This is a genomic window from Ornithinibacillus xuwenensis (genome assembly GCF_039614845.1).
GTDB classification, from domain to species: domain Bacteria; phylum Bacillota; class Bacilli; order Bacillales; family Amphibacillaceae; genus Ornithinibacillus; species Ornithinibacillus xuwenensis.
The window spans coordinates 16430-40284 of record NZ_JBDIML010000006.1 but is presented as its reverse complement, the minus strand read 5'-3'; the positions used below and the strand labels follow the sequence as shown (position 1 = coordinate 40284).

Below are 23855 nucleotides of genomic sequence, written 5' to 3'. Positions count from 1 at the left end.
ATAGCGTCTGGCACCATCTGTTAACGTACAGGTTGCTTGGAACTAATTTCTAGTTCTAGTGGCTCTTCGTTTCTAACGATTCCGTCTTCGTTGACAGCTTCTGCATCTAATGTGTAGGATCCTTCAGGTAAGGATAGCTTCGCTAAGAATACACCTCCAGGGTTTGTTGTTGTTTCATGAAGCAACGTTTCTCCATGATAAATTCGAATTGTTACTCCTGGCTCTGCAAATCCACCAACAACTACAGAATTTCCAGAACGATGCTCCTCATATTCTTTTTTCCATACTGGTGGTTCTGGAAGCTGCCCTACTCCATCTCTAGCCCATTTAATTGCTTGAATGAATAGCTTTTTGCCATCCTCAGTCCAGCCTCTTTCCGGTCCAACCATGTTATTAACAGCAAATGGTGATAATAGTAGATGCATATGTTCATTACTTCTAAATGAATAGGCAATAGAAGCACCTTTATCTTCCTCATCCACTGTCAGATTGCCAAGTACAGTACCAGGATAATCCTTAAACGTTGCATATGGGCTTCTTTCTGCTAAGATTTGAATTCTTCCCTCTTCAAACCCTTCGTATATCGGATGTTCTGACTTGCCAATATCTACAAAAACCTCTCCTTCATCATAGCTTTGATTATTCAATACTGGATATCCCAACGCTTCTTCTAATAATGCTATTGAGCCAGTATTTCCCCAAGTATCTAGGAACACAAGACTCGTATGGTGCTCATCACTTGCGGCAATTAGGGCGTCTACATCAGCAGGTTCCGCTTCACTTGCATTTACAATGATTGTTTCATAAAGGTCTACGTGGTCGATAATACTCCAATCAACTTGTTCAGTTGCTACACCTTCTTCATTTAGGAGATTACTTATTTCGCCTTTATAATCTCCAAGAACGGCAATATTGTAAGAGCTCATGGATACATTAACTTCAATGTTTTCCCCAGTCGTAATGTCTACGGTTTCCGTAATTGGAAGGTAGCCCTCTTTTTCAAAGGTGACTTGATAGGTTCCTGCTAAAAGCTCGTTAAGCAGATATTGACCATCTTCATCTGTTATCGTAGAAAATTCTACTAAGCCTGATTCATCTTTTGCTGTTACCGTAACATCTTGTACACCTTCACCTGTTGATGGATTTATTACCTGCCCGTAAATAGACATCCGGTCTGATGCTTGCAAGTTGACATTCAAGTTAACCACATCACCAATATTTTCAACAACAACGGTTTCTTCCGCGGTTTCATATCCAATTGCAGAGATGGATACGACATGCTCTCCTGTACTTACACCAACGGAATAACGCCCTTGATCGTTCGTTTGTACGGAAATATTTTCATTTTCAACTCGTACAGTTGCCCCAGCTATTGGCTCACCATCTTCTGTTTGAACGGTACCTGTTATTTCTCCTAGCGATGCGTTAATCGCCCAGTCTACTGCATTAATATAAAGGTTCCTTGTGTCCTCCGTCCAGCGGTCATCCGGATTACCATATAAGCTCACGGACAAGCTACTTAGTAATAAATGAACATGTCCACTAGACCTGAAATCATAGGCAATACCACTTCCTAGTCGCCCTTCCTCATCATGGACAAGGTCTGCAATTGTCGTACCACTATAGTTATCAAATACACCATATTGTTGGTTACTATCTGGTCTTTGTAGTATTGTGATTTGATCTCCTACCTCATACCCTCTGAAAATTGGATGTTCTTCCAATACCTCATATTTAATTGCATTTGGTAAAAAGTCAGTATCAGTGACACTTGGATCCTCTAAATAATCCCTTAAATGATTGATAGAACCATATCCCATTTGATTGGAAAAGATCATACTTACTTGTTCTTCGTCTGCGGCATCAATTAGTCCTTGGAAGTCCGCTTCACTCATACTTGTACCTGAATCATTAAATATCACAAGCGCAAAATCCTCAATATTTTCCTTCACCAGAGCCTGCTCATCACGGTCAAATTCCACGACCTCATAACCATTCTCCTCTAAGAAAGGCGTTAATCTACCGTGATTTGATGAGGAGGCAATGACAGCAATTGCCTGAGATTCATTCAACATCAGGTTAAGACTTGAGGTTTGCCCGGTTGTAACGGTTACGGTATTAGTTTGCGGTTGATAGCCACTAGCTGTAACTCGCACTTCATAGGAGCCTTCCGGAACGACAATATGAAACGCTCCGTTTTCATCTGCTTCAGCTTTAAGAGGTGTACCAAGAATCTCAATAATCGCTCCTGGAATTAAATTCCCAGTCGAGCTCGCTCGAATTACACCCGATAGTTCTCCAACAGATAACGCTTGTAGTGCGAAGCTTTCTTCCGTAATTTCTCCATTAATAACTTGGACTTCAAATTCAGCTTCCTGATGACCATAGCCTTCAATAGCTAATGTATACGTCCCTTCAGCTAAAGCAACAACAAATTTACCTTCATTATCTGTTGGCACTGTTTGTCCGGTTTCCACAACCGTTACTTCTGCTTGTATTGGCACATCAAAATTATTCATAACCTGTCCTCGTATTTCACCTGCATAGCTATCTTCATGGTCAATTGCCCATAGAATTGCATTATTGATTATTTTTTCTCGATTTTCGTCAAATGACTCGTCTCCAGGATGGAATCCATATCCGAAAGTCATTCCACCTAGTAATACTTCTACACTATTAACGGTCCGGCCTTTAAATCCAATCATATAGCCGTCTTCTTCAATACCTTCTTTATCATAATCAGCCAATATAGTACCAGAATAACCATCAAAACCGTAATAGTAGCCCCGATCTGGCTGGAATTCAAAGGTATCTGGAACGCCTTCAAATATCGGGTGTTCTTCTACTACATAGGCAGTCTGCTTTCCATCTCCACTTCCACGATACTCTTCTTTTGGATCCTCCAAGTATTCATAGAGATAACGAATACTACCCTTTCCTCCATACTGGCCAGTCCAGATGACGGAGGTTTCCGTCTCATCAAGAGCTTCCACAAACCGCTTAAAGGTTTCCTCATCCGGAATAAGACTATTGTTATAATCTGAATTTGCGAATACTAGATCAACTTCCGGAAGCATATCTACGTCATCATAGAACATCGATACAGTATGATATCCTTTACTTCCTAAATATTCTTCTAAGCTCGTATAGGAGGAGGATTGAACATCGACGATAATACCAATTGTTGGTGATGGTCGTAACGCTGTATCATATGTTTTTACTTCACTTGGTCCAATTTCAACCGTTAGGACTTCCTCTAAAAAGTCATCTTTCGTAATTTCTACTTCATAGGTACCAGGTTCTAGATTGTCAATCTGATAGTAGCCTAATTCATCTGTATATGATTCTCTTGGATAGCCTACGATTTTGACATGAACATCCTCAAGTGCATCAAATTGTGTCTTATTCGTTATATGCCCTTTGAGCTGCCCAACATCATCCTTTAACGGCATCTGAATCGAAAAAGGCTCCAATGAATCATTGATTGATAAGTTAAATGTTTGTGTTACATAGCCATGGGCAGAAACAGTTACAAGTGCATCACCATCGATTGATGCGATGTTAAAATCAGGGTTATCCTTTGTTGTTTCAGCTGTTAAATTCACACCATCCATTTCAAGATTGACAGTTGCATCAATTGCCTCTCCATTTTCACCAAGAACACTTCCACGAAATACATTAAAGTCCTCATAAGCAGCCCAAATGACGGAATCAATAAACAGTTGTAGGCCTGCATCTGTATAATCCTCACCATCATGGGCAATTTCTGTGCTATGGGCACTTAACAGAAGCTCCATGCTATCAGCTGTACGAGGTTTAAAGGCAACACCACCACCATGTACTTCCTCGCTACCAGCATGCTTAATGTCTGCTAAAACAAAACCAGAGTACTCATCAAACATAGCAACGCGACTAGCATCTGGGACTAACAAATCAATTGTCTCCCCAACCTCATACTCACCAAACATAGGGTTCTCTTGTCGAATAACGTATTGCGCAGCGCTTGTTCTGACATTCACACTCTCTCGAATTACCGGATCTTGTCGTGCAGCATTTAATGCATAAATTCCGCCTCCTGAAAAATAAGCGTCCCCATAAATAATACTTACACCATGTTCATCAGCAGCATTTTCAAGCGCCTGAAGACTTTCAGATGTTACACCACTTTCATCATTGAAAAATACAACATCATAGAAGGAAATTTCCTCTGTTAACGATTCAATCGATTGATAATCAGTTGTATCAATATTATATGCTCCAAATATTTCCTTTAAATTATATCCATAGGAACGGTCTCCTAAAATCGCTAAGCTTGGCTCAGGTATAAGCTCTTGATTAACTTCAACTGGTGGACCACTTATTTCTACTTCGTTTTTTTCAAGTATATAATCCTCATGAACAAACTCCAAGGTGTAATTCGCTGCAGAAAGTCCTTCCAATTCGTAAATTCCATTACTACCAGTAGTTGTTTCCAGAACGGTTTCACCGGATGTATCTTTAAGTATAACTTGTACATCTGAAATTGGATTTGTTGAGATAGAGTCGGAAACAATTCCCGATAATTTCCCTTCAGTTGATGAAACTAATTGAATTTCTTCCGTAACAGGTTGCCCATTTTCAAAACTCACTTCTATCACTTGTGTTTCATAACCAGTTAAGCGAACCTCTAGTTCAAAGGTTCCTTCATCATGGAATAGCTCAAACTGGCCACTTTCATCCGCAGCAGTGTATACACCTGTTTCCAGCACCTCTACCCTTGCTTGTAGTGGATTCCCTGATTGGTCCACGATTTGTCCGTTTAGTTGCCCATAGGAAGCATCCTCTAACAAGTACTGGACACTATTTACTAATAAATCATGCTGCGCTTGTAACCAGTTTTGAGTTGGTAAATTCCATGAGGCAGTTGCATTATTAGCGAGTAATAAATGAGCACTGTTTTGCGAAACAGCTTTATAAGCAACCCCTGTTCCTACCTCACCAAGACGGCTACTAGATACTGTTGCTAAATTCCGACCAGAAAATCCATTAAACCATGAGCCCTTGCCTTCGTTCATAATCGGAATCTGATCACCTGAATGAAAACCTTCAAAGATTGGATGCTCCTCATTTAGTTGGAGTGATATGGCGGCATCAGAATAATCACTCTGTAATGAAGCTGGATCCTGATAGTGTGTTACAAGGTCTGTAATGGAACCATAGCTTGGTCCCCATACATCGGTAAATACAATACTCACATCCGCTTCACGAGCCTCGTTCAGTAGCGCATCCATATCCGATCTTTCTGGCTTCCAGCCTGATGATGTGTAGGCACCGTTTAGATAGAGAACTTGGTAATTCGAAACTTCGCCTTGCAAGTCCTCCCAATCACGTTCTTCTGCTGGGATTCCATTTACATTTAATAGATTCGTTATGGTAGCTTCATAGTCATTTAGAACAGCTACATCAATAGGGTTTAATGCTGTAGATGCATCTGTCTGTTCTCCTGATTGAACGGTGACTGCCACCTGACTATCGACATAACCACTAGCATTGAATCGTACATCATAGTTACCAGCGAATATAGATTCAAAACGGAAGTTACCATCTTCATCTGTTGTTGTTTTTAATGGCGTATCTTGAACCGTTACTTCAACACCAGCCAATGCCTCGCCACTTCTACTATCGACTACAGTCCCCCCAAGCTGTCCCTCCTGTACTGGGGCTAGCTGGTAGTTCTTATCAACCTGATATCCTGACTGAATAACGAGCTCCTCATGAACTTGCTCTAAGCCATAATTCCCCACTCTAACCTGATAACTACCTGGGAGAAGTGAAAGCTCAAATCTACCATTTTCGTCTGCATCCGCTTTAACCTCTGTTCCGACTATTCGAACCGTTCCTGAAACTGGATTGCCTTCCTCATCTTGAATGGTTCCAGTAAATATACCCGGAGCAGAATAGACTTGTAAGCCATTTTGTGTTGCAACAACTACCTGGCCATTCGTAATTGCTGGTGTAGAAGAGCTTGACCCACTCAAGGCCCACTGATCCAAAAGCTCCCCACTTAACACATCAATAGCTTTCAATGAAAAAGTGCTATCAATGATGAAGAATACTCCATTACTAGAAACAACACCGTTGTTAACGGTTGTCGTCACATTTTTGTTTTCCCATCGCAATTCTCCCGTCTGGCGATCGAATGCTTTTAATACCGGTGCAGAAGCAGAGCTTACCAGGATAGTATCTTCGTACACAACAGGAGAAGCTGCCTGTGTATCACCAATACCCTCCGCATGCCAACGCTCTTCTCCGGTTTCGGCATTTATCGCCCATAAGGTGCCACTACTTTCGAAGTTTGTACTAAATGCATAAACGGTATCTTCAACCACTACTGGGAACGAAGCGAAACCTCCACCTGTAGCTTCAAAGGTCCAGTTAACCGCTCCATCCTGTTTGGAAAGAGCGTAAAGATTGCCGGTTTCCACACTACCAATAAATAATTGTTCACCAAGTAATGAAGCACCAGAATAACTGCTAGACCCAATTGTTGTAGACCATAGCGTTCTACCATTGGTTGCATCTAATGCACGTACCTTCGTCATCTCATCTATGCTAGATGTCACGTATAGAATGCCATCTTCATAGATAGGAGATTCATATACTGGAAAATTTTCTGTGTTAATACTCCAATGAACGACACCACTACTGATGTCTAATGCATACAGCATTTGATCACCACCACCTGCTACGTACACATAATCTTCCGTAATGGTTGGTGTACTTCTATTAGAGCCCCCAGTTCGGAAAGTCCATTTTTCATCCCCCGTATCTAGATCAAAGGCTTGTACGTAGCCTGATTCGGTTACGATGATAACGGTATCCGCATTCACGACAGGTGAAGAAAAGACAACATTCCCACTAACAGAAATGTTCCATGCTTCTTCTAAATGCTCAACTGATATGTCTTCATTGGATATCGGATTTCTTGTATGATTATTGTTTCCGGTTTTCCATTCTTCCTCCGTCTGAAAGTTGCTTTCTGATACGGTAACAGAAATATCTAAATTGGAGGATATGGAAATAGATTTGTTTTGACTAGCTATGCCTTTACCCGTTATAAGTAGCTGATAATCCCCCTCTGGAACACCTGGAATCGTAAACTCCCCATTTTCATTTGTACGGACATAACCAATTGGTGTATTTTGTACTCGAACATATGCAAAGGATACCGGATTACCATCCGCTGTCTCTACCACCCCATCAATAGAATATTGATTAGATGCTGGTAGTTGCCAAGTAACTTCAGCTATTTGATCCTTTTCTACTGTTATCGTAAATTCTTCTGTTCCATAACCAAAGGACTCTACTGTTACCGTATGTGTCCCTTCTCGGAGGATAAATTGGAAAGTACCATCGTCCGGAACCTCTACTTCTAAATTCTCTTCTTCAACTCGAATAGTAGCTCCTATTGGGTTGCCATTTTCATCTGTAATCGTACCGTGTACTTCTCCTGCAAAAGCTGCTGTCGTAACAGCTTGATAAGCATCCACAATACCTGTTCCATATAAACCATTTGGCAATTGTCCCATATGAATTTCTGTTCTAGTAGTATCTTTTAATAGCGCCTTTAGCTCATCATCGGTCAGCTCAGGATCTGCTTGAAGTATTAAGGCGATAACCCCCGCAACATGAGGAGTTGCCATTGAAGTTCCACTAATTGTGTGGTAGCCATTACCAGGCCAAGCTGAATAAATCTCCTGACCCGGAGCTGATACATCTGGCTTTATTATACGGTTATCTCCCCAATAAACAGGTCCTCTACTTGAAAAATAAGCAATTTGGTCGTTACTATCGGTAGCACCGATTGCAAATGATTCTGGAAAGCTAGCTGGTGCCCCAATAGAATTTGAGATTGGTCCATCATTACCTGCGGCGAATAATGGAAAAATACCTGCTGCAACCCATGCTTGTACATCCTGCTGAAAAGTAGTATCACCTGTATTGGAATTACCCCATGAGTTATTGACTACCTGTGGTGCCATGGATGGATCTCCACCTGGAGCCATAAACCATTGAAATGCCTCATGAATTCCAGATTCAGATGCAAAACCATTATCATTAAATATTTTGGCAGCAATCCATTCAGCACCTGGGGCTACTCCAATTGGCTCCCCTTCGCCTCCACCGACAGCAGTACCGGTAACATGTGTTCCGTGTCCATTGCCATCATGTGGAATCTCATAGCCATCACCTGAAAAATCTGCCCATGAATATTGATGATTTCCATCACGGCCACGATAATTACCTGCAAGTGCCTCATGACTAGCTTCAACACCACTATCCATAATACCAACTACAATTCCTTCTCCATCAATTCCGTAACGTCCCCACACATCTGTGGCATTCACTTTTTCCAGACCCCATTCTGGTAAACGGGGGGAAGTTTCGCTTACAGATACCGCTGGAACCTCGAATACTTTTTCTAAAACAATTTTTTCGACATCATCACGTTTTGATAAACTATCTAATGCTTCTTGTGTAACACTTGCAGCAATCCCATTCACGATCCATAGTGGTTTTATTTCTTGTGCCAGACCTTTTTGTGAAAAACTATCCAATTGACGCAGTACTTCTGACTGTGACTTCTCGGCAACACTTTGCAAGTGATTTTGCACCATCATTAAACGTTCTTCACGATTGGTTTCTTTTGCTGCCTCTGAGAAAATACTATTGCTAGTTTCCATGGAAGCAGTGGTGTCTTTCATGTGAATGATGACATTTACCTTATCCTCTTTTTCAAGAGACTGGTAAATCTTTTGCTCCACCTTCCCATCCAGGACTATTTTATCTTCTACGGCAGTTTCTTTTGCTTCATTTTCCGCATAGGATGGCTTGTCTATTTCAAGACCATCATGTAGCCTAGGCAGCCCATCCTCACCAGAAACCTCAAGCTCATAATCATCTACTGATTTTGAGTTTGACTGCTCCAGCTTCTTTTCTATTTGTAAATCTTCTTCAAGGGTATTAATGTCTAATTCTTGCGAACCCTCCGCAAGCGATGCTGTCGGTGTAAATAAAGAAATTACCATTAGTACTATCGCAAAAATTACCCAAATTCTGCGATGTTTTTTTCGATATAATCGCATGAACGACCCCACCTTCGCAAAATAATCAGATTTTTACTAATAATTTAAATTATGTTAACATTTATAAAAAAACGAAACAATAACCCATGATAGAAATGAGAAAATCAACCTATAAAGATAGTAAAATAGTAACCTACCACTCGTTAACCCAGTATTTATATGGTATTGTCGATAATTGCTAAAGGATGTAAGCACAGAAAAAAACACCGGTTTTAACACCGGTGTTTTGCGAAAATAGTATAGAAAACTACTAGAACATCCATATCTTTCGACAAAATCCATAAAAGTTTCGTCGCTTTATCATAATTTTTTATAAGATTTAACGACATTTTCTACTGTAAAACCATACTTTTCGATAACCTCGTCTCCAGGTGCGGATGCTCCAAATGTGTCAATGCTCATCACAGCTCCATTTCGACCAACATATTCGCTCCAACCTAGCTTAGATCCCATTTCGATTGATAGACGTCTTGCGATATGCTTCGGAAGAACCGATTCCTTATAAGCTTCCGATTGTTGTTCAAATAAATCCCATGATGGCATGCTAACAACATTCACATGAATATCTTCCTTTGCTAGCTCCTTTTGTGCATGAAGCGCAAGCACAACTTCAGACCCTGTGGCTATTAATATACCAGTTGCCTTTTCTATTGATTCTGAGAGAACATAGGCGCCCTTTGCCACGCCTTCAGCAGCAAGCTTAGTAGTCTCCGCAAGGGTTGGAAGTCCTTGTCGTCCTAATACGAGCATTGTTGGATTATTCTTCTGTGTAATTGCAAGCTTCCAAGCTTCCTTCGCCTCATTAGCATCAGCAGGACGAATGACGGATAGCCCTGGCATTGCTCGAAATGAAGCTAAATGTTCAACTGGTTGATGGGTTGGTCCATCAGCACCAACTGCAACACTATCATGTGTAAAAACATAGGTCACAGGTAATTTCATTAATGAGGCTAGACGAATTGCAGGACGTAGATAATCGGAAAATACAAAGAAAGTACTGACAAATGGCTTTACCTGATGTAATGCCATTCCGTTCGCAATCGCTCCCATTGCAAACTCACGTACACCAAACCATACATTTCTACCATTATAAGCCCCTGATTTCATATCACCATATTCGTTTAATTTTGCTTGGGTAGAGGAGTTTAAGTCTGCAGCACCACCAACTAATTCTGGAAATACATCAGCTAATGCATTAAGCACTTTACTTGCTGATGCTCTTGTTGCTAGTACCTCTCCCTCAGTAAAGAAAGGAAGGTTGCTGTCCCAATGTTCAGGAAGATCACCAGAAATAATCCGTTTAAGTTCATAAGCTTCTTCTGGATATTCTAATTCATATTGCGTGAACCGAGCATTCCATTCCTGCTCTTTTTGCTTCCCATTTTCACGAATACTACTGAAATCTTCATAAACCGCTTCTGGTACATAGAACTCTTCTGCATATTCCCAGCCTAGAAAATTCTTCGTGTGCTTAATTTCTTCTTCACCTAACGGATTACTATGTGCTTTATGTGTTCCTTGAAGTTTTGGAGAACCATAGCCGATGGTCGTTTTTACTTCAATAAGTGTTGGACGATTTTCTTCCTGCTTTGCCTCTTGTATTGCCGTTTCAATTGCTCTATAATCATTTCCATCATCAACTCGTAGGTATTGCCATTTCATGGACTCAAAGCGCTTTTTCATATCTTCTGAGAAGGAGATGTTTAAATCACCGTCTAAACTTATATCATTCGAATCATATAGTACTATCAGGCGCCCTAATCCAAGGTGACCAGCCAGCGACGCCGCCTCATAGGAAACACCTTCCATTAAATCACCGTCACCACAAATCGTATACGTATAATGATCCACAACCGAATAATTTTTACGGTTATATGTTTCTGCTAAGTATCTTTCCGCAAGCGCCATACCGACACTCACTGGAATCCCTTGTCCCAGAGGTCCTGTTGTCGCTTCAACGCCAGGTGTATGACCATATTCAGGATGCCCAGGTGTTTTACTTCCCCATTGTCTAGTAGTTTTTAAATCCTCTATGGAAACATCAAAGCCAGAAAGGTGAAGAAGATTATACAGTAAATTAGACCCGTGCCCAGCAGATAGTACAAAGCGATCACGATTAAACCAATCTGGATTATTTGGGTTAATGGTTAAATGATTTTTCCATAATGCATACGCCATTGGAGCAGCACCCATGGGCATACCTGCATGCCCATGCTGTGCTGCTTCTACACTATCAATGGTTAGCGTACGGATGGTATTAATGGATAGTTCGGATATTGCTTTCGTCATTGCTGCCATAACATTCATCCTCCATATCGCTAGATTTTATTAGTTATTTACTTCTGCTTTCTTCTTTTTCCCAAAAGGAATTGCCATTAGAACAAGGATTACAACGATGCTTACGACAATAGCAATTGGACCAGCATAATTTGCTAGACTACCAAAGAAGATTCCAGAAACACCGAAGTCTGCATCAGAGAATGTAGAGTTTGCAAATCCTAGATCTCCTAGTACTGGCATTAAGAATACCGGTAAGAATGATATGATAATACCGTTGACAAATGCACCTAGTACGGCACCTCGCACACCGCCAGTTGCGTTACCAAACACACCAGCTGCTGCACCTGTAAAGAAGTGTGGAACAACTCCCGGTAAGATAATGACACTTCCCGTAAAGGCCATTACGACCATAGATACAATACCGCCTACAAAGCTTGAGAAGAAACCAATTAATACAGCATTTGGAGCATACGTAAATACAATTGGAACATCAAGTGCAGGTTTTGCATTAGGTACTAGTTTCGTAGATATTCCTTGGAAAGCAGGAACAATTTCCGCTAATACGAGACGTACACCTGCAAGGATGATAAATACACCAGCTGCAAAATTACCAGCTTGGATTAGTGAGAATACAAGATAATTCGTACCTCCACTTAATTCACTTTCAATAAAAGTTGGACCAGCAAATAATGCAACGATGATATAAATTAATGCCATCGTAAGTGCAATACTTACCGTACTATCACGTAAGAATCCAAGTCCTTGCGGAAAATTAATCTTTTCAGTTGAAACAGGTTCTTTTTTACCTTTAACTGCTTTACCAACTAATCCACTTACCGCATAACCTACAGCACTGAAGTGACCAAGTGCTACGTTATCATTACCTGTCAGTTTACGCATAAATGGCTGTAGAATCGCTGGAGATAATGTCATGATAATACCTAATGCAACAGCACCAGCTGCAATTAATCCTACTGTGTCAAAGCCAGCAACCGCCATGATTACAGCTAGCATACAAGCCATATATAGTGTATGGTGACCAGTTAAGAAAATATATTTAAAGCGAGTAAAACGAGCAATTAAAATATTAACAATCATACCAAAGAACATAATAAGTGCAGTGTTTGTACCATACTCTGTAAGTGCTAAGCCTACGATTGCTTCATTATTTGGAACTACCCCAGAAACATTAAATGCTTCCTGGAACATGGAACCAAACGGTGCTAATGCAGTTTGTAGAATTCCAGCACCAGCTGAAATTACTAGGAAACCAACAAAGGTTTTGGTAGTACCTTTAATGGTGTCTGGAAGCTTTTTGCGTTGCAATAACAATCCAACTAATGCGATTATCGCAACAAGAATCGCTGGTTCACTTAAAATATCAACTAATGTACTTAAAAATGAATTCATTGTACTTCCCCCTATTTGTGATTAATTAGATTAGGTTTTTTTCTTTCATTAGGTTCGTTACTTTTTCTCTTAATTCATCCATATCAATAATATTATTTAATACCACTACTTCACCTAAATGGGATCCACCATCTGCAATATCCTTTGCAAGGAAAAACACATCGGCATCTCCAGGTGCAACGGAGCTTAAATCAGAATGCTCGACTTCAACACCTGTAACCCCTAAATCTTGTAATACTTGTTTAATATTCATTTCTACCATGAAGCTAGTTCCTAATCCGTGTCCACATACAGTCATTATTTTCATTAGTTCTCTTCCCCTTCTTTAATTAAATTGATAACTTCAGCAGCTGATTGAGCTTCTTTTAATAGCTGAAGCTTCTTATCATCTGCTAGAATTCTCGTTAAATGAGATAATGCTTTAAGATGAGCCTCATTATCAATTGCTGCAATACAGATAAAGATATCAATGGCATGCTCTTCTTTATCCAATAATCGTACCGGACGCTTTGTCCTTAGAAATGACATCCCGATTCGATTAACGCCCGATTCAGGTCTTGCGTGAGGAATCGCGATTCCTTTCCCAATATGAATATAGGTCCCTACTTCTTCTACGTTATGAATCATCGCATCGATATAGGATTGTTCAATTTTTCCTGTTTCTAATAATGGAGCTGATGCATTCGCTATCGCATCCTTCCAATTCCATTCAGCATCTGTAAAATGAATCATGTCTTCTGTTAATAATTCTGAAAGCATTGGTGAAAATCTCCCTTTATCTGTGTTTTTAAAGTAAAGTACGTTTACTAGCTCGGAAAATAATTTTTCTTCCTCTTTTATGTCTGCGTACTTTGAGATAACCTCCATCAACCGGTCAACTGATAGGTTTTTAACATTTAACCTTGGAAAATCAGAGGCAACTTGTTGTATTAGATAATTTTTTTCTACTTGCGATAAAATGGGTTTTACAACATAGATAGGCTTCACAGAAGTAGCTTCTACTGTTGAAAAAATCATATCGTATTCACTAGTTGGCAAATCCGATAATTTATTTAACGAATGAACACTTAAAAATTTCACATCTGAGAACATTTCACTTAACTGTGCCTTTAGCATCATGGAGGAGCTTATTCCATTCGAGCAGATAATGACTGCCCGTAACTTCTCCTGAGATTGACCTTTATCAATTTTCAAATGACCACCAAAGTGAAGGGTAAAGTAGCCAATTTCCTCTTCACTTATTATTTGACCTGTCCACATTGATAATGGTGCTAATGCTTGCCGAACAAATTTAAATAAATCCGGATATTCCTCCTGAATCCTTTCTTTTAGTGGATTTATAAGTGGAATATTAAATGAAATCCGAAAGAATGCAGGAACTAAATGATTGTATAAGCTCTTCTGTAAGAACTGCTTACTTTCTATTGGCAACAAAGTGATCTTTTCAAACTCATTAATAATTCGTTCTGCCAACTCACTTAAGGTTGGATTTTCATCCTTCCCTACTTCCTGTAAGGTAATTAATAGCTGCAAGGTAACGAAGTAGCTTTCCATTTGATGACGCTGAGGAAACAATTGTTTCGCCAACAAACTACCGGTTTTATAGATACTTTGCCTTTCAATAATATTCTTCTCATAGTCCTTAAAGAATATTTCGCCGATATTTGTCCGTGAGCAAATATAAGTAAGTCTTGTAATCATTTCATTTTTTCGGCTCTTAACCAATTCAATTGAAGATTCCTCGAGAAATTCATCAATTATTTCCTTTGTTTCAACTAATCGATTTTCATAGCCCCAGCTTTTCAGGATTAATAGTAGGACTTCCTTTCCAAGTGGCTGTGTTAACAAGGTATCAATACAATAGGAAGCAAGTCTTCGCTTATCCATCTCACTTCCATTTACATGATAACCATCCACTCTTGTATAAATCCATTCCATATTCCACTCTAGACAAAGTTCCTTTACCCTTTTCACATCCGCTAGCGCAGTGTTTTTACTGACACCAAGCAACAGCTGATAATGATAGTTTGACACTGGCTCCTTGCGTATAAAGGTATATAAATAAATTGCAAATATCCGATCCTGCTCTGAAATAATGAAAATATTGGAATTGAGTTCTGATAAAATACCAGATTTCATCATTCCACTTACTTCCTCAGGAATATGAAATACGTGATGATTCAGTGCCACCTCCGGTAAATTAAGACTTGTTAATGCAGCATTAATTTTATCCAAATCATAATGAAACTGTCTTTCCGTCAACTCTAATTTGCGCATCACTTCTGATTTGGAAATCTGATGATTCGAAGTGATTTCTTTAAACAATAAATAAGATCGTTGGTCAAACACGTTGTTGCCCCCCACTTCTTAACTAAAGTATAAAACGCTTTCATACGGCCTTCAATGACATTTGAACCCAATCTATGTATCTAATTCCATCATGAATTGTGCTCATCAATCCACCTAATTCACCTACTTTTTTCTTATACTATTACTATGGCTACACATACATGCTGAAAATAGTTGTTTATGTAAAAAGTGCCAAGTCAAGACAACTACATAATGGATGGAACTTCATTCTTCTGGAGATTTCTTTTCCACTGACTGTTAGTTGAACAGAAACTTATACGGCAGTTCAAACCTTACGCTCCGATTTTATAAAAAAGTTTGACGTAGGATACTTCTGCCAGTTACATGCGGCCGCACTCGTATATTGAATAAGAAAGGTAGGAATGTCTGATGGAAATCAAAGCAATCGCATTAGATATGGATGGTACACTATTAGACCCCAGCGGTTCAATAGATGATAAGCTATTAAGTTTACTAAGTAATTTACGAAAACAAGGTATTAAAATCTTTGTCGCTACAGGTAGAACACAAAAGGAGATTGCAGACGTGCTACCTAGCCATGTAAAGCTGGATGGTTATGTAACAGCAAACGGGATGGGGGCATATACCGATTCCAAGCCGCTTGCACAACATGCTCTTCATAAACAACTCCTCCAACAAGTTCTGTCTGAAGCAAGAGAAGCAAAACTCTATTATGAGGTACATCCGCTGCAGGAATCTCGTTTTGCATTGGAATTAGATAAGGAATACTTCACAAATGAAGTAATACATACGATGGCACCCGAAACATTGTTAACGAATGAATTTAATTCTAGGACAGCTGCTATCGATAAGAAAATTCAATGGGTTCAAGAACTAAACTTCCAAGACATTGTTAAAGTGTATTTCTTTAGTATGAGCCCGAAGAAAATTAATGATTGGAAAGCTAGACTAAATACGTTTAAACAGGAAAGAGATTTTTCGATGTCATCCTCTTCCCTACATAATGTAGAAATCATGGTTTCTAATGTTTCTAAAGCGACCGGAATCGAATTATTACTAAAAGAATATGGACTTATAAAAGACAATCTTCTAGTTGTTGGCGATGGCGAAAATGATATCCCAATGTTTCAACTCGCAGCACACGCAGTTGCCATGAAAAATGCCGAAGAGAACGTAAAATCAGAAGCAAATGAAATAACTTCGCTTACATACGAACAAAACGGACTATTTTATTACTTACTATCAAGATTCGACTGAAAATAAATCCTTAACAAAAACACCGGAATAAAGCTTATTCCGGTGTTTTGGATTTAGTTATCAATTTTCACAATATCTTTTTCTTCACGTTGTACATTTCCCTGTTTTTGGATGGAAATCTTCTCATCAGCCTTAAGGTTTGTAAATACAATTGGTGTAACAATTGAAGTAGCGCGCTTTTCAATATAGGCTAAGTCTACTTGTAATAAAGGTTGACCAGCTTTTACTGTATCTCCTTCATTTACCAATAATTCAAACCCTTCACCTTTTAAGTTGACGGTGTCAATTCCAACATGGATTAGAATTTCTCTACCACCATCGGATTGTATACCAAGTGCATGCTTTGTCGGGAATGCATTGATAATTTTTCCATTAACAGGCGATACAATTAAACCTTCCTGTGGTTTAATCGCAAATCCGTCTCCCATCATTTTCCCTGCAAACACTTGGTCAGGTACTTCTGTAATCGGAAGAATTTCACCTGTAATTGGTGCTAAGATTTCTTCATTTTCGAATTCATTTCGTAACGCATCTGGATTAACCTCTTCGATTTGTTGCTTAATTTCTCCATCCTGATCAACTTTTTCAGCTGGACGAGGTTTTTTCCCAGATATAATATCCTGCATTTGCCCTTTAATAATCTCTGAACGAGGACCAAATATTGCTTGAATATTATTGCCCACTTCAAGGACGCCTGCTGCTCCAAGATTTTTCAATTCGTTTTTGTCAACCTGTTTAATATCATTGACGGAAACACGGAGTCTTGTAATACATGCATCAAGATGAGAAATGTTTTCTTGTCCACCCATAGCACCTAATACATTATAGGCAAGATCTCCTGCCTCACCTTTTGATTCTGACTCCGTTTCTTCAACCGCTTCACGGCCTGGAGTCATTAAATTGAATTTCTTAATAAAGAATCTAAATAAGAAGTAGTACAGGACACCAAAGGCGATACCGACTAATATTGCTAGCCACCACGGTTCTTTACCAGGTAAGATACCGAATAATGCAAAGTCAATAAATCCACCTGAGAAGGTGTAACCAATATTGACACTTAATGCGGTCATAATCATAAAGGAAAGACCGTCTAAGATAGCATGAATTAAAAATAGTAATGGTGAGATAAACATAAATGAAAACTCAAGTGGTTCGGTTATACCCGTTAAGAAAGATGTAAGCGCACCAGATACAAGCAACCCTGCCACTAATTTCTTTCTTTCTGGTCTAGCTGCATGATACATTGCAAGGGCTGCAGCTGGAAGACCAAACATCATAATTGGAAATTCCCCTGCCATGAAGTTACCTGCAGTAATCTCCACATTATCACGTAATTGTGCAAAAAAGATTGTCATATCTCCACGTACAATATCACCTGCAGCGGTTGTGTAAGAACCAAACTCATACCAGAATGGCGCATGGAAGATATGATGTAATCCAAATGGAATAAGTAAACGTTTAATAAAACCAAAGAAAAACACAGCCAGGTATGTTCCTTCTTCAATTAGCCAATGAGATGCACTATTCATCGCACTCTGAATTGGTGGCCATATTAATAGAAGTAGTAAACCTGCTATTAATGAAAATGCTGCAGTAGCAATCGGAACAAAGCGCTTACCTGCAAAGAATCCTAAGAACGATGGCATTTCGATATTATGGTATCGATTATAGGCAAACGCCGCTATTAGTCCGACTATAATCCCGCCAAACACCCCAGTTTGTAGGGTAGGAATTCCTAAAACGCTTGCATAGCTTGGATCAGCTTCGATCATCTCAGGTGTAACCCCTAACCATGATCCCATCACTTGATTTAGTACTAAATAACCAACAAGCGCTGCAAGACCTGCTGCTCCATCGCTTGCTAAGCCAATCGCAACCCCAACCGCAAAAATTAAGGCAAGGTTACTAAAGATAACATTTCCAGCGTCCTCCATAACAGAAGCTGTTAGCTGAATCCAATCAGCATTTAAAAAAGGTAAATAATTAAGTGTTGTTTCCTGCTGTGCTGCATTCCCAAAACCTAGCAATAGACCTGCAGCAGGCAGTAACGCAACTGGTAGCATAAGTGCTTTACCAATCTTCTGTAAAACACCAAAAGCTTTTTTAAACATGTAGATCCTCCTCTATTTATTTTCAAACTTATATATGGGCAACAAACATACTGCTAATGTCATATCCTTCATACAAACAAAAAAGGCATGAATAGAAGATACAGAAATTAGAAGATAGGGATAGCTTTCCCTTATCTTCTAATTTCATAAAATCTCTACTCATGCCTGATCGAATCAGTAACACGTAATTATTTATGAATTGTATTTGACGACTAATCGCTGAAGATGCATCGTTAAGTAAACGGCTTCAGCATCATAGACAGGTTTTTTTAATGTTTGCTGCATTATCTTTATAAGTTTCCAAGCAAGATTATAGCACACTGGATATTCACTTTTCAATAGGATTGCTAATTTCATAGGCTCATCCATTTTTTCATCCTTTTGGACTCGTTCAATTGTATAACGAATATGTCTTATTAACCTTGAATAATCAATACCTTCCCGATCTATCGTAATCATAAGCTGTTCTTCAATGGTATCCACTAATTGAGCAAGAAGATTAGAATAAGTGCTTAATTCCGATACCGACTTTTCAGTTATTGCGCTATGAACATGTAACGCAATAAAACCAACTTCTCCTTCCGGTAGCTGAATCTGAAGGGAATGATTAATAAAGTCGACGACCTCTGCAGCAATTTCATATTCAAATGGATATAACACTTTTGTTTCCGTTAAAAATGGATTTTTAATTTGCATGCCCCGCATTAATCGAGTAATTGCAAATAGGATGTGATCTGTCAACGCTACGTGAACGTTTTCATTTAAGATCGTATTGGATCTTCGTTTAATCAATTCAATCGCTGTGATGATTGCCTCAAGTGTTGATTCATCAATATTAGGAAGTAGCTTCAGGTAGCTTTCCTGTTCCTTTTTATTCCGAAGAACAAATAGTTTTTCAATCGTATTCTCTTGTATTAAATCATTTCGTTTCTTATTAAAGCCTATTCCTTTGCCTATTAAGACTACTTCTTCTTTTTCCTTATCTAACGCTATAATCACATTATTATTTAATGCCTTTATCACCGAGTATGTTTTCAAACCTGATGTCTCCTTAAAAAAAATACAACCAATATTATATCATTACACCAAACATATTAAAAAGTCCAATCTAGCATTTCCACGATAAACATATTTTTACCCATTACAGCCCAAGCTAAGAAAGTGAGAAGTCTTTTACTAAAGGGGTAAAACTGTTGATTCAAGTTATCGCAATTACTGAACATAAAAAAAGAATTACGAATCTAAGTATTGATGATGTAAATTTCGATCAATACCTTTGGTGGTGGATAGATTTTAACAATCCAACAGAGGAAGAAATCAATAAATTAGATACCGTTCTTCATTTTCACCAGCTAGCAATTGAAGATTGTATCCATGGCCAACAACGTCCTAAAATGGATTATTATGATGACTATGCCTTAGTTGTGACGCATACACTAGGGCCAAAAGACTTTGATCAATTTGAAATCAATTTCTTTATTGGTGAGAACTATATTGTCACATTTCACAAGCATAATTTAAATGAAGTCAACCAGGTTTGGAATACATTTATTAAGCTAGAAAAGCTTGATGATTGGGATGAATATCGTATTTTTTATGAGATATTTGATAAAGTAGTCGATAACTTTTTTCCAATCATTTACGAACTAGAGGACAAAATCAATGAGGTTGAGCAAAATCCTCGCCAGGTATCCATGAATATTCTCTTGGATACGCTCTTCGAATTACGGCATCAGCTACTGAAACTCAGGCATGCGATTCATCCGATACGAGATCTACTTTATCGAATACTTAATTCCCACCATCTAGACGGCATCGAGGAGAGGAAAGAATATTTTACAGATATATATGATCACTTGCTAAAGCTTGCAGAAATGGTTAATTCAAATCGAGATATTGCGAATGATATTCGTGATAATTTTATTTCATTAAATTCTTATCAACAAAACAAAGTTATTCAAATATTAACCGTCATCACCTCCATCTTTGCACCGCTAACCTTTATAGCCGGAATATATGGAATGAATTTTGCGAACATGCCAGAACTTAACTGGCATTACGGTTACTTTCTTATCATCGCAGTCATGGTGTTTATTAGTACCCTAATGATTCTCTGGTTTAAAAAGAAGGGATGGTTTCGTTAAATAGCATGTCAGGCACCTATTTTTTCGTGTTGCCTGACTTTTTAACTTTCCCAACCTCATTTCTTCATGAATCCCCTTACACAAGAATACAATCAGAAGGAATAAAATTCGAGGAGGAAAATCATGCTTAAACGTTTGTCGGTATTATTGCTGATTGGGTTTCTTGTTCTTATTCTATCCATTCCTATTTCTGCTTCCAAAAATGTATCCCCGCAAAATATCCCAGATCCTATTCCAATTAAACCATCCGAACCACTACATACAATCACAGGTAAAGCAAGTAACGGAAATACGGAAACCCCTGGTGAATGGTATATTGGTACAACACCTTCAAATTTAGATCCAAATGCCCCTATTCTACTGTTCGTTCCTGGATTAAATAATATTGCACAAGTATTCTGGGATGATAATAACATGTATCAAACTGCTGTAGATGCAGGGTATCAGACTGCATTTGTACAATTACATGATGCAGGAGGAGCTTCTGCGGATATGTGGGATAATGGTGCCTTACTTGCAGATAAAATAGCGGAGATTTCCAATCATTTTGGCGGAAAACCAATCACCGTTATTGCGTATAGTAAGGGCGGAGTCGATACACAAACAGCCCTCACCTATTATGGTGCCTGGCAATATGTAGACAATGTCATTACACTTTCTAGTCCACATCATGGCTCACAGCTTGCTGATCTCGCATACAGTTCGGGAGCAGGATGGCTTGCTGATTTATTAGGGGCAACAGGAGATGGAACATATGCAATGCAAACAGGATTTATGGATGATTTTCGCACACAAATAGACGGTCAATCTAGAGCCTATTACAATGATTACTACACCATAGGAGGAACCGATTGGGGATCTGCCTTCTCTTCCACCTGGTATGGAGGTGTTTATTTATCCCAGTACGGGTCAAATGACGGCGTTGTTACCGCAACGAGCAGCAGACTACCTGGTGGCCAGCTAATTTCAATCGGGGATTGGAACCATACAACAGTCCGAACTGGTGAGACCTTCCCTGTTTTTGATGATTACCTATCCGACAGTACGTTAAGTAGCGCTAGTATCCTCACAACAAATGATTCCGTAGAAAAAAACTCTCCTGCTTTTAATCAATGGATTGAAGGTGGACCATTAAGTGCTGCAAAGGAAAACCAAATAGCCATCACCGTTGAAGATAACGTGAAAGACCTATCACTAAACCTTATGACAACTGATTCTTTATCGGATGTGAGACTTATCTCTCCATCAGGCGATATCGAAAGACCAGCATTACAATCAACCAAAATAGAAGAAGGAATTTTCATAGGAGCAATCAGTAATGTTATCCATTTAACTAACCCTGAAGCTGGAGAATGGAAGTTAGAACTGACAACGAAAGCCGACGATGCGTACCTATTAGTAACCACTTATCAGGCACCTGGAAAAATAAACTTTAGCGAAAAATCCACTTCACCAAATACCGAACAGCTCACCTATCACCTTCATGCGAATACAGCTGAAGTACAGGAAAAAACATTAAAAGCAACCTACCAAATCACGCAATCTAGTAATCCAGAAAACTCTAAAACCATTACCATCAGTGGTACGGAAAACCTATCAAAGACATTACCATTAATGGAAAAAAATCAAGTCTATAATATTACAATTGATATCGAAGGTTTAACCCAAAATGGCAAGCCATTTAAACGAACGATTGTAGATTCTGTATTTGTGGACGATAACTAAATTATTGTTTTTAACAGTGAAAAGAGTTTAATAGTAAGAGATTCAATGTATAGTAGCTAGCATTGACAATCTACTACTTACTCTATATAATTAGTCGAGTGAAATGGATAAATTCGTTATTCATACACAGGAAGAGGTTCTTAGCTTAAACCCTCTATAAAAAACTAAGGACAGATGACGCGATTTCAAGCCATGTCCGTAGGGGCATGGCTTTTTTAATTTTTTCAATGGTACAAGGAGGTAATAATATGGCAGGAAGACGTGACGAAGATTTAACGGATCTAACACTATTAGGTAGCCAAGGAACCACATATGCCTTTGACTATACACCTGAAGTTTTAGAAACATTTGATAATACACATCCGAATCGTGACTACTTTGTTAAATTCAATTGTCCTGAATTTACCACGCTTTGCCCGAAAACTGGTCAACCTGATTTCGGAACGGTGTATATAAGCTATATACCAGATGTGAAAATGGTAGAAAGTAAATCGTTAAAGCTATATCTCTTTAGCTTTCGAAACCATGGTGATTTCCATGAAGATAGCATGAACATTATTATGAATGATCTTATCAATCTAATGGATCCCCGTTATATTGAGGTTTGGGGTAAATTCACACCACGTGGTGGTATCTCGATTGACCCATACTGCAATTATGGAAAACCTGGTACAAAATATGAAGCGATGGCAGACCATCGTATGATGAATCATGATATGTATCCAGAAAAGATTGATAATCGCTAAACACTGACAGAGGGTAAGCTGCGTTCCTTTTCTCAATTGGAAAGGACATGATAATCTTGTTAATTTATTTAAATGCATTATTTGTTGGACTCCTATTAATCTCTAATATTCTAGGGGTAAAAGTATTTAGTATTGGCGAATTTATGCTGCCTGCCGCAGCAATTGTTTATGTTGTAACCTATCTAATAACCGATGTAATTGGTGAAGTATATGGCAAAGAAACAGCAAGAAAAACGGTACACGCTGGGTTTATTACACAGGTTGTTGCACTTATTTTCATTTATATTGCGATTAAACTGCCAGCAGCCCCAACCTTTGCATCCCAGGTGGAATTCGAGCAAATTCTAGGTGGAAGTTTCCGCGTTATTCTAGCAAGCCTATTCGCCTACATCGCTAGTCAACATTTAGATGTGAGCTTATTTCATAAACTAAAAGAGAAACATGGTGAGAAAAAGCTTTGGCTACGTAATAATGTATCAACCATGACTAGTCAGCTCATTGATACTACCATTTTTATTTCCGTTGCATTCTGGGGAATTATGCCAACAAGCGTATTAATCGGAATGATTCTTACACAATATGTTTTCAAATTTATCATCGCAATCATTGATACACCAATCGTCTATTTACTCGTTAAATTTTCTAAAAAGTAAACAAGATGCCTGTGAAGTACATCACGAGAGCTTGTGTCTCGGGTGTACTTACCGGGCTTTTTTTGTTGGGAGA

General features: G+C 38.9%; 12 protein-coding genes and 1 riboswitch. Of the genes, 5 read left to right on the top strand and 7 right to left on the bottom strand.

Features of this window, described 5'->3' with window-relative positions; translation table 11 throughout:
- Positions 1-20: 20 nt before the first annotated feature.
- The 5 genes from ABC228_RS15390 to ABC228_RS15370 all read right to left on the bottom strand — a co-directional run bounded on the left by ABC228_RS15390 (position 21) and on the right by ABC228_RS15370 (position 15164).
- Positions 21-9125 (bottom strand): carboxypeptidase regulatory-like domain-containing protein, encoded by a 9105-nt coding sequence (locus ABC228_RS15390; RefSeq protein WP_345826053.1) that lies wholly within the window; start codon positions 9123-9125, stop codon positions 21-23.
- Positions 9126-9425: 300 nt separating this feature from the next.
- Positions 9426-11414 (bottom strand): transketolase, encoded by a 1989-nt coding sequence (tkt, locus tag ABC228_RS15385; protein WP_345826241.1) that lies wholly within the window; start codon positions 11412-11414, stop codon positions 9426-9428.
- Between the two features lie 39 nt (positions 11415-11453).
- Positions 11454-12815 (bottom strand): PTS ascorbate transporter subunit IIC, encoded by a 1362-nt coding sequence (ulaA, locus tag ABC228_RS15380; RefSeq protein WP_345826052.1) that lies wholly within the window; start codon positions 12813-12815, stop codon positions 11454-11456.
- 25 nt (positions 12816-12840) lie between these two features.
- Positions 12841-13122, bottom strand: a complete 282-nt coding sequence (locus ABC228_RS15375; RefSeq protein ID WP_345826051.1) for a PTS sugar transporter subunit IIB — start codon at positions 13120-13122, stop codon at positions 12841-12843.
- The gene (locus tag ABC228_RS15370) at positions 13122-15164 is read right to left on the bottom strand and encodes a BglG family transcription antiterminator (protein ID WP_345826050.1); all 2043 of its coding nucleotides are present in this window, start codon (positions 15162-15164) and stop codon (positions 13122-13124) included. Before ABC228_RS15370 ends, ABC228_RS15375 begins: the two co-directional genes overlap by 1 nt.
- Before the next feature lie 390 nt (positions 15165-15554).
- Between ABC228_RS15370 and ABC228_RS15365 the strand changes: the two genes are divergently transcribed.
- Complete coding sequence (locus ABC228_RS15365) at positions 15555-16403, top strand: Cof-type HAD-IIB family hydrolase (protein WP_345826049.1); 849 nt, start codon at positions 15555-15557, stop codon at positions 16401-16403.
- A 53-nt stretch (positions 16404-16456) separates the two neighbouring features.
- On the opposite strand, the gene ptsG is transcribed toward ABC228_RS15365, so the two are convergent.
- A complete protein-coding gene (gene ptsG / locus ABC228_RS15360) occupies positions 16457-18514 on the bottom strand; it encodes a glucose-specific PTS transporter subunit IIBC (RefSeq protein ID WP_345826048.1) in 2058 nt (685 codons plus the stop codon).
- A 192-nt stretch (positions 18515-18706) separates the two neighbouring features.
- Complete coding sequence (gene glcT / locus ABC228_RS15355; protein ID WP_345826047.1) at positions 18707-19552, bottom strand: glucose PTS transporter transcription antiterminator GlcT; 846 nt, start codon at positions 19550-19552, stop codon at positions 18707-18709.
- Between the two features lie 155 nt (positions 19553-19707).
- Between glcT and corA the strand changes: the two genes are divergently transcribed.
- The 4 genes from corA (at position 19708) to ABC228_RS15335 (ending at position 23782) form a co-directional block, all read left to right on the top strand.
- Positions 19708-20658, top strand: a complete 951-nt coding sequence (gene corA / locus ABC228_RS15350) for a magnesium/cobalt transporter CorA (RefSeq protein ID WP_345826046.1) — start codon at positions 19708-19710, stop codon at positions 20656-20658.
- 123 nt (positions 20659-20781) lie between these two features.
- Positions 20782-22383 carry an esterase/lipase family protein gene (locus tag ABC228_RS15345; protein ID WP_345826045.1) on the top strand — a complete coding sequence of 534 codons (1602 nt, stop codon included), beginning with the start codon at positions 20782-20784 and terminating at the stop codon, positions 22381-22383.
- Positions 22384-22510: 127 nt separating this feature from the next.
- Positions 22511-22557, top strand: a riboswitch (PreQ1 riboswitch).
- 74 nt (positions 22558-22631) lie between these two features.
- Positions 22632-23129 (top strand): preQ(1) synthase, encoded by a 498-nt coding sequence (gene queF / locus ABC228_RS15340; RefSeq protein ID WP_345826044.1) that lies wholly within the window; start codon positions 22632-22634, stop codon positions 23127-23129.
- A gap of 56 nt (positions 23130-23185) precedes the next feature.
- A complete protein-coding gene (locus tag ABC228_RS15335) occupies positions 23186-23782 on the top strand; it encodes a queuosine precursor transporter (protein WP_345826043.1) in 597 nt (198 codons plus the stop codon).
- Positions 23783-23855 lie beyond the last annotated feature (73 nt).

What these genes read in the sequence shown, in the direction of transcription:
- ulaA (WP_345826052.1), bottom strand. Translation starts at nt 12,815, where the DNA reads ATGAATTCATTTTTAAGTACATTAGTTGATATTTTAAGTGAACCAGCG.
- queF (WP_345826044.1), top strand. Translation starts at nt 22,632, where the DNA reads ATGGCAGGAAGACGTGACGAAGATTTAACGGATCTAACACTATTAGGT.
- tkt (WP_345826241.1), bottom strand. Translation starts at nt 11,414, where the DNA reads ATGACGAAAGCAATATCCGAACTATCCATTAATACCATCCGTACGCTA.
- ptsG (WP_345826048.1), bottom strand. Translation starts at nt 18,514, where the DNA reads ATGTTTAAAAAAGCTTTTGGTGTTTTACAGAAGATTGGTAAAGCACTT.
- ABC228_RS15345 (WP_345826045.1), top strand. Translation starts at nt 20,782, where the DNA reads ATGCTTAAACGTTTGTCGGTATTATTGCTGATTGGGTTTCTTGTTCTT.
- ABC228_RS15390 (WP_345826053.1), bottom strand. Translation starts at nt 9,125, where the DNA reads ATGCGATTATATCGAAAAAAACATCGCAGAATTTGGGTAATTTTTGCG.
- ABC228_RS15375 (WP_345826051.1), bottom strand. Translation starts at nt 13,122, where the DNA reads ATGAAAATAATGACTGTATGTGGACACGGATTAGGAACTAGCTTCATG.
- ABC228_RS15365 (WP_345826049.1), top strand. Translation starts at nt 15,555, where the DNA reads ATGGAAATCAAAGCAATCGCATTAGATATGGATGGTACACTATTAGAC.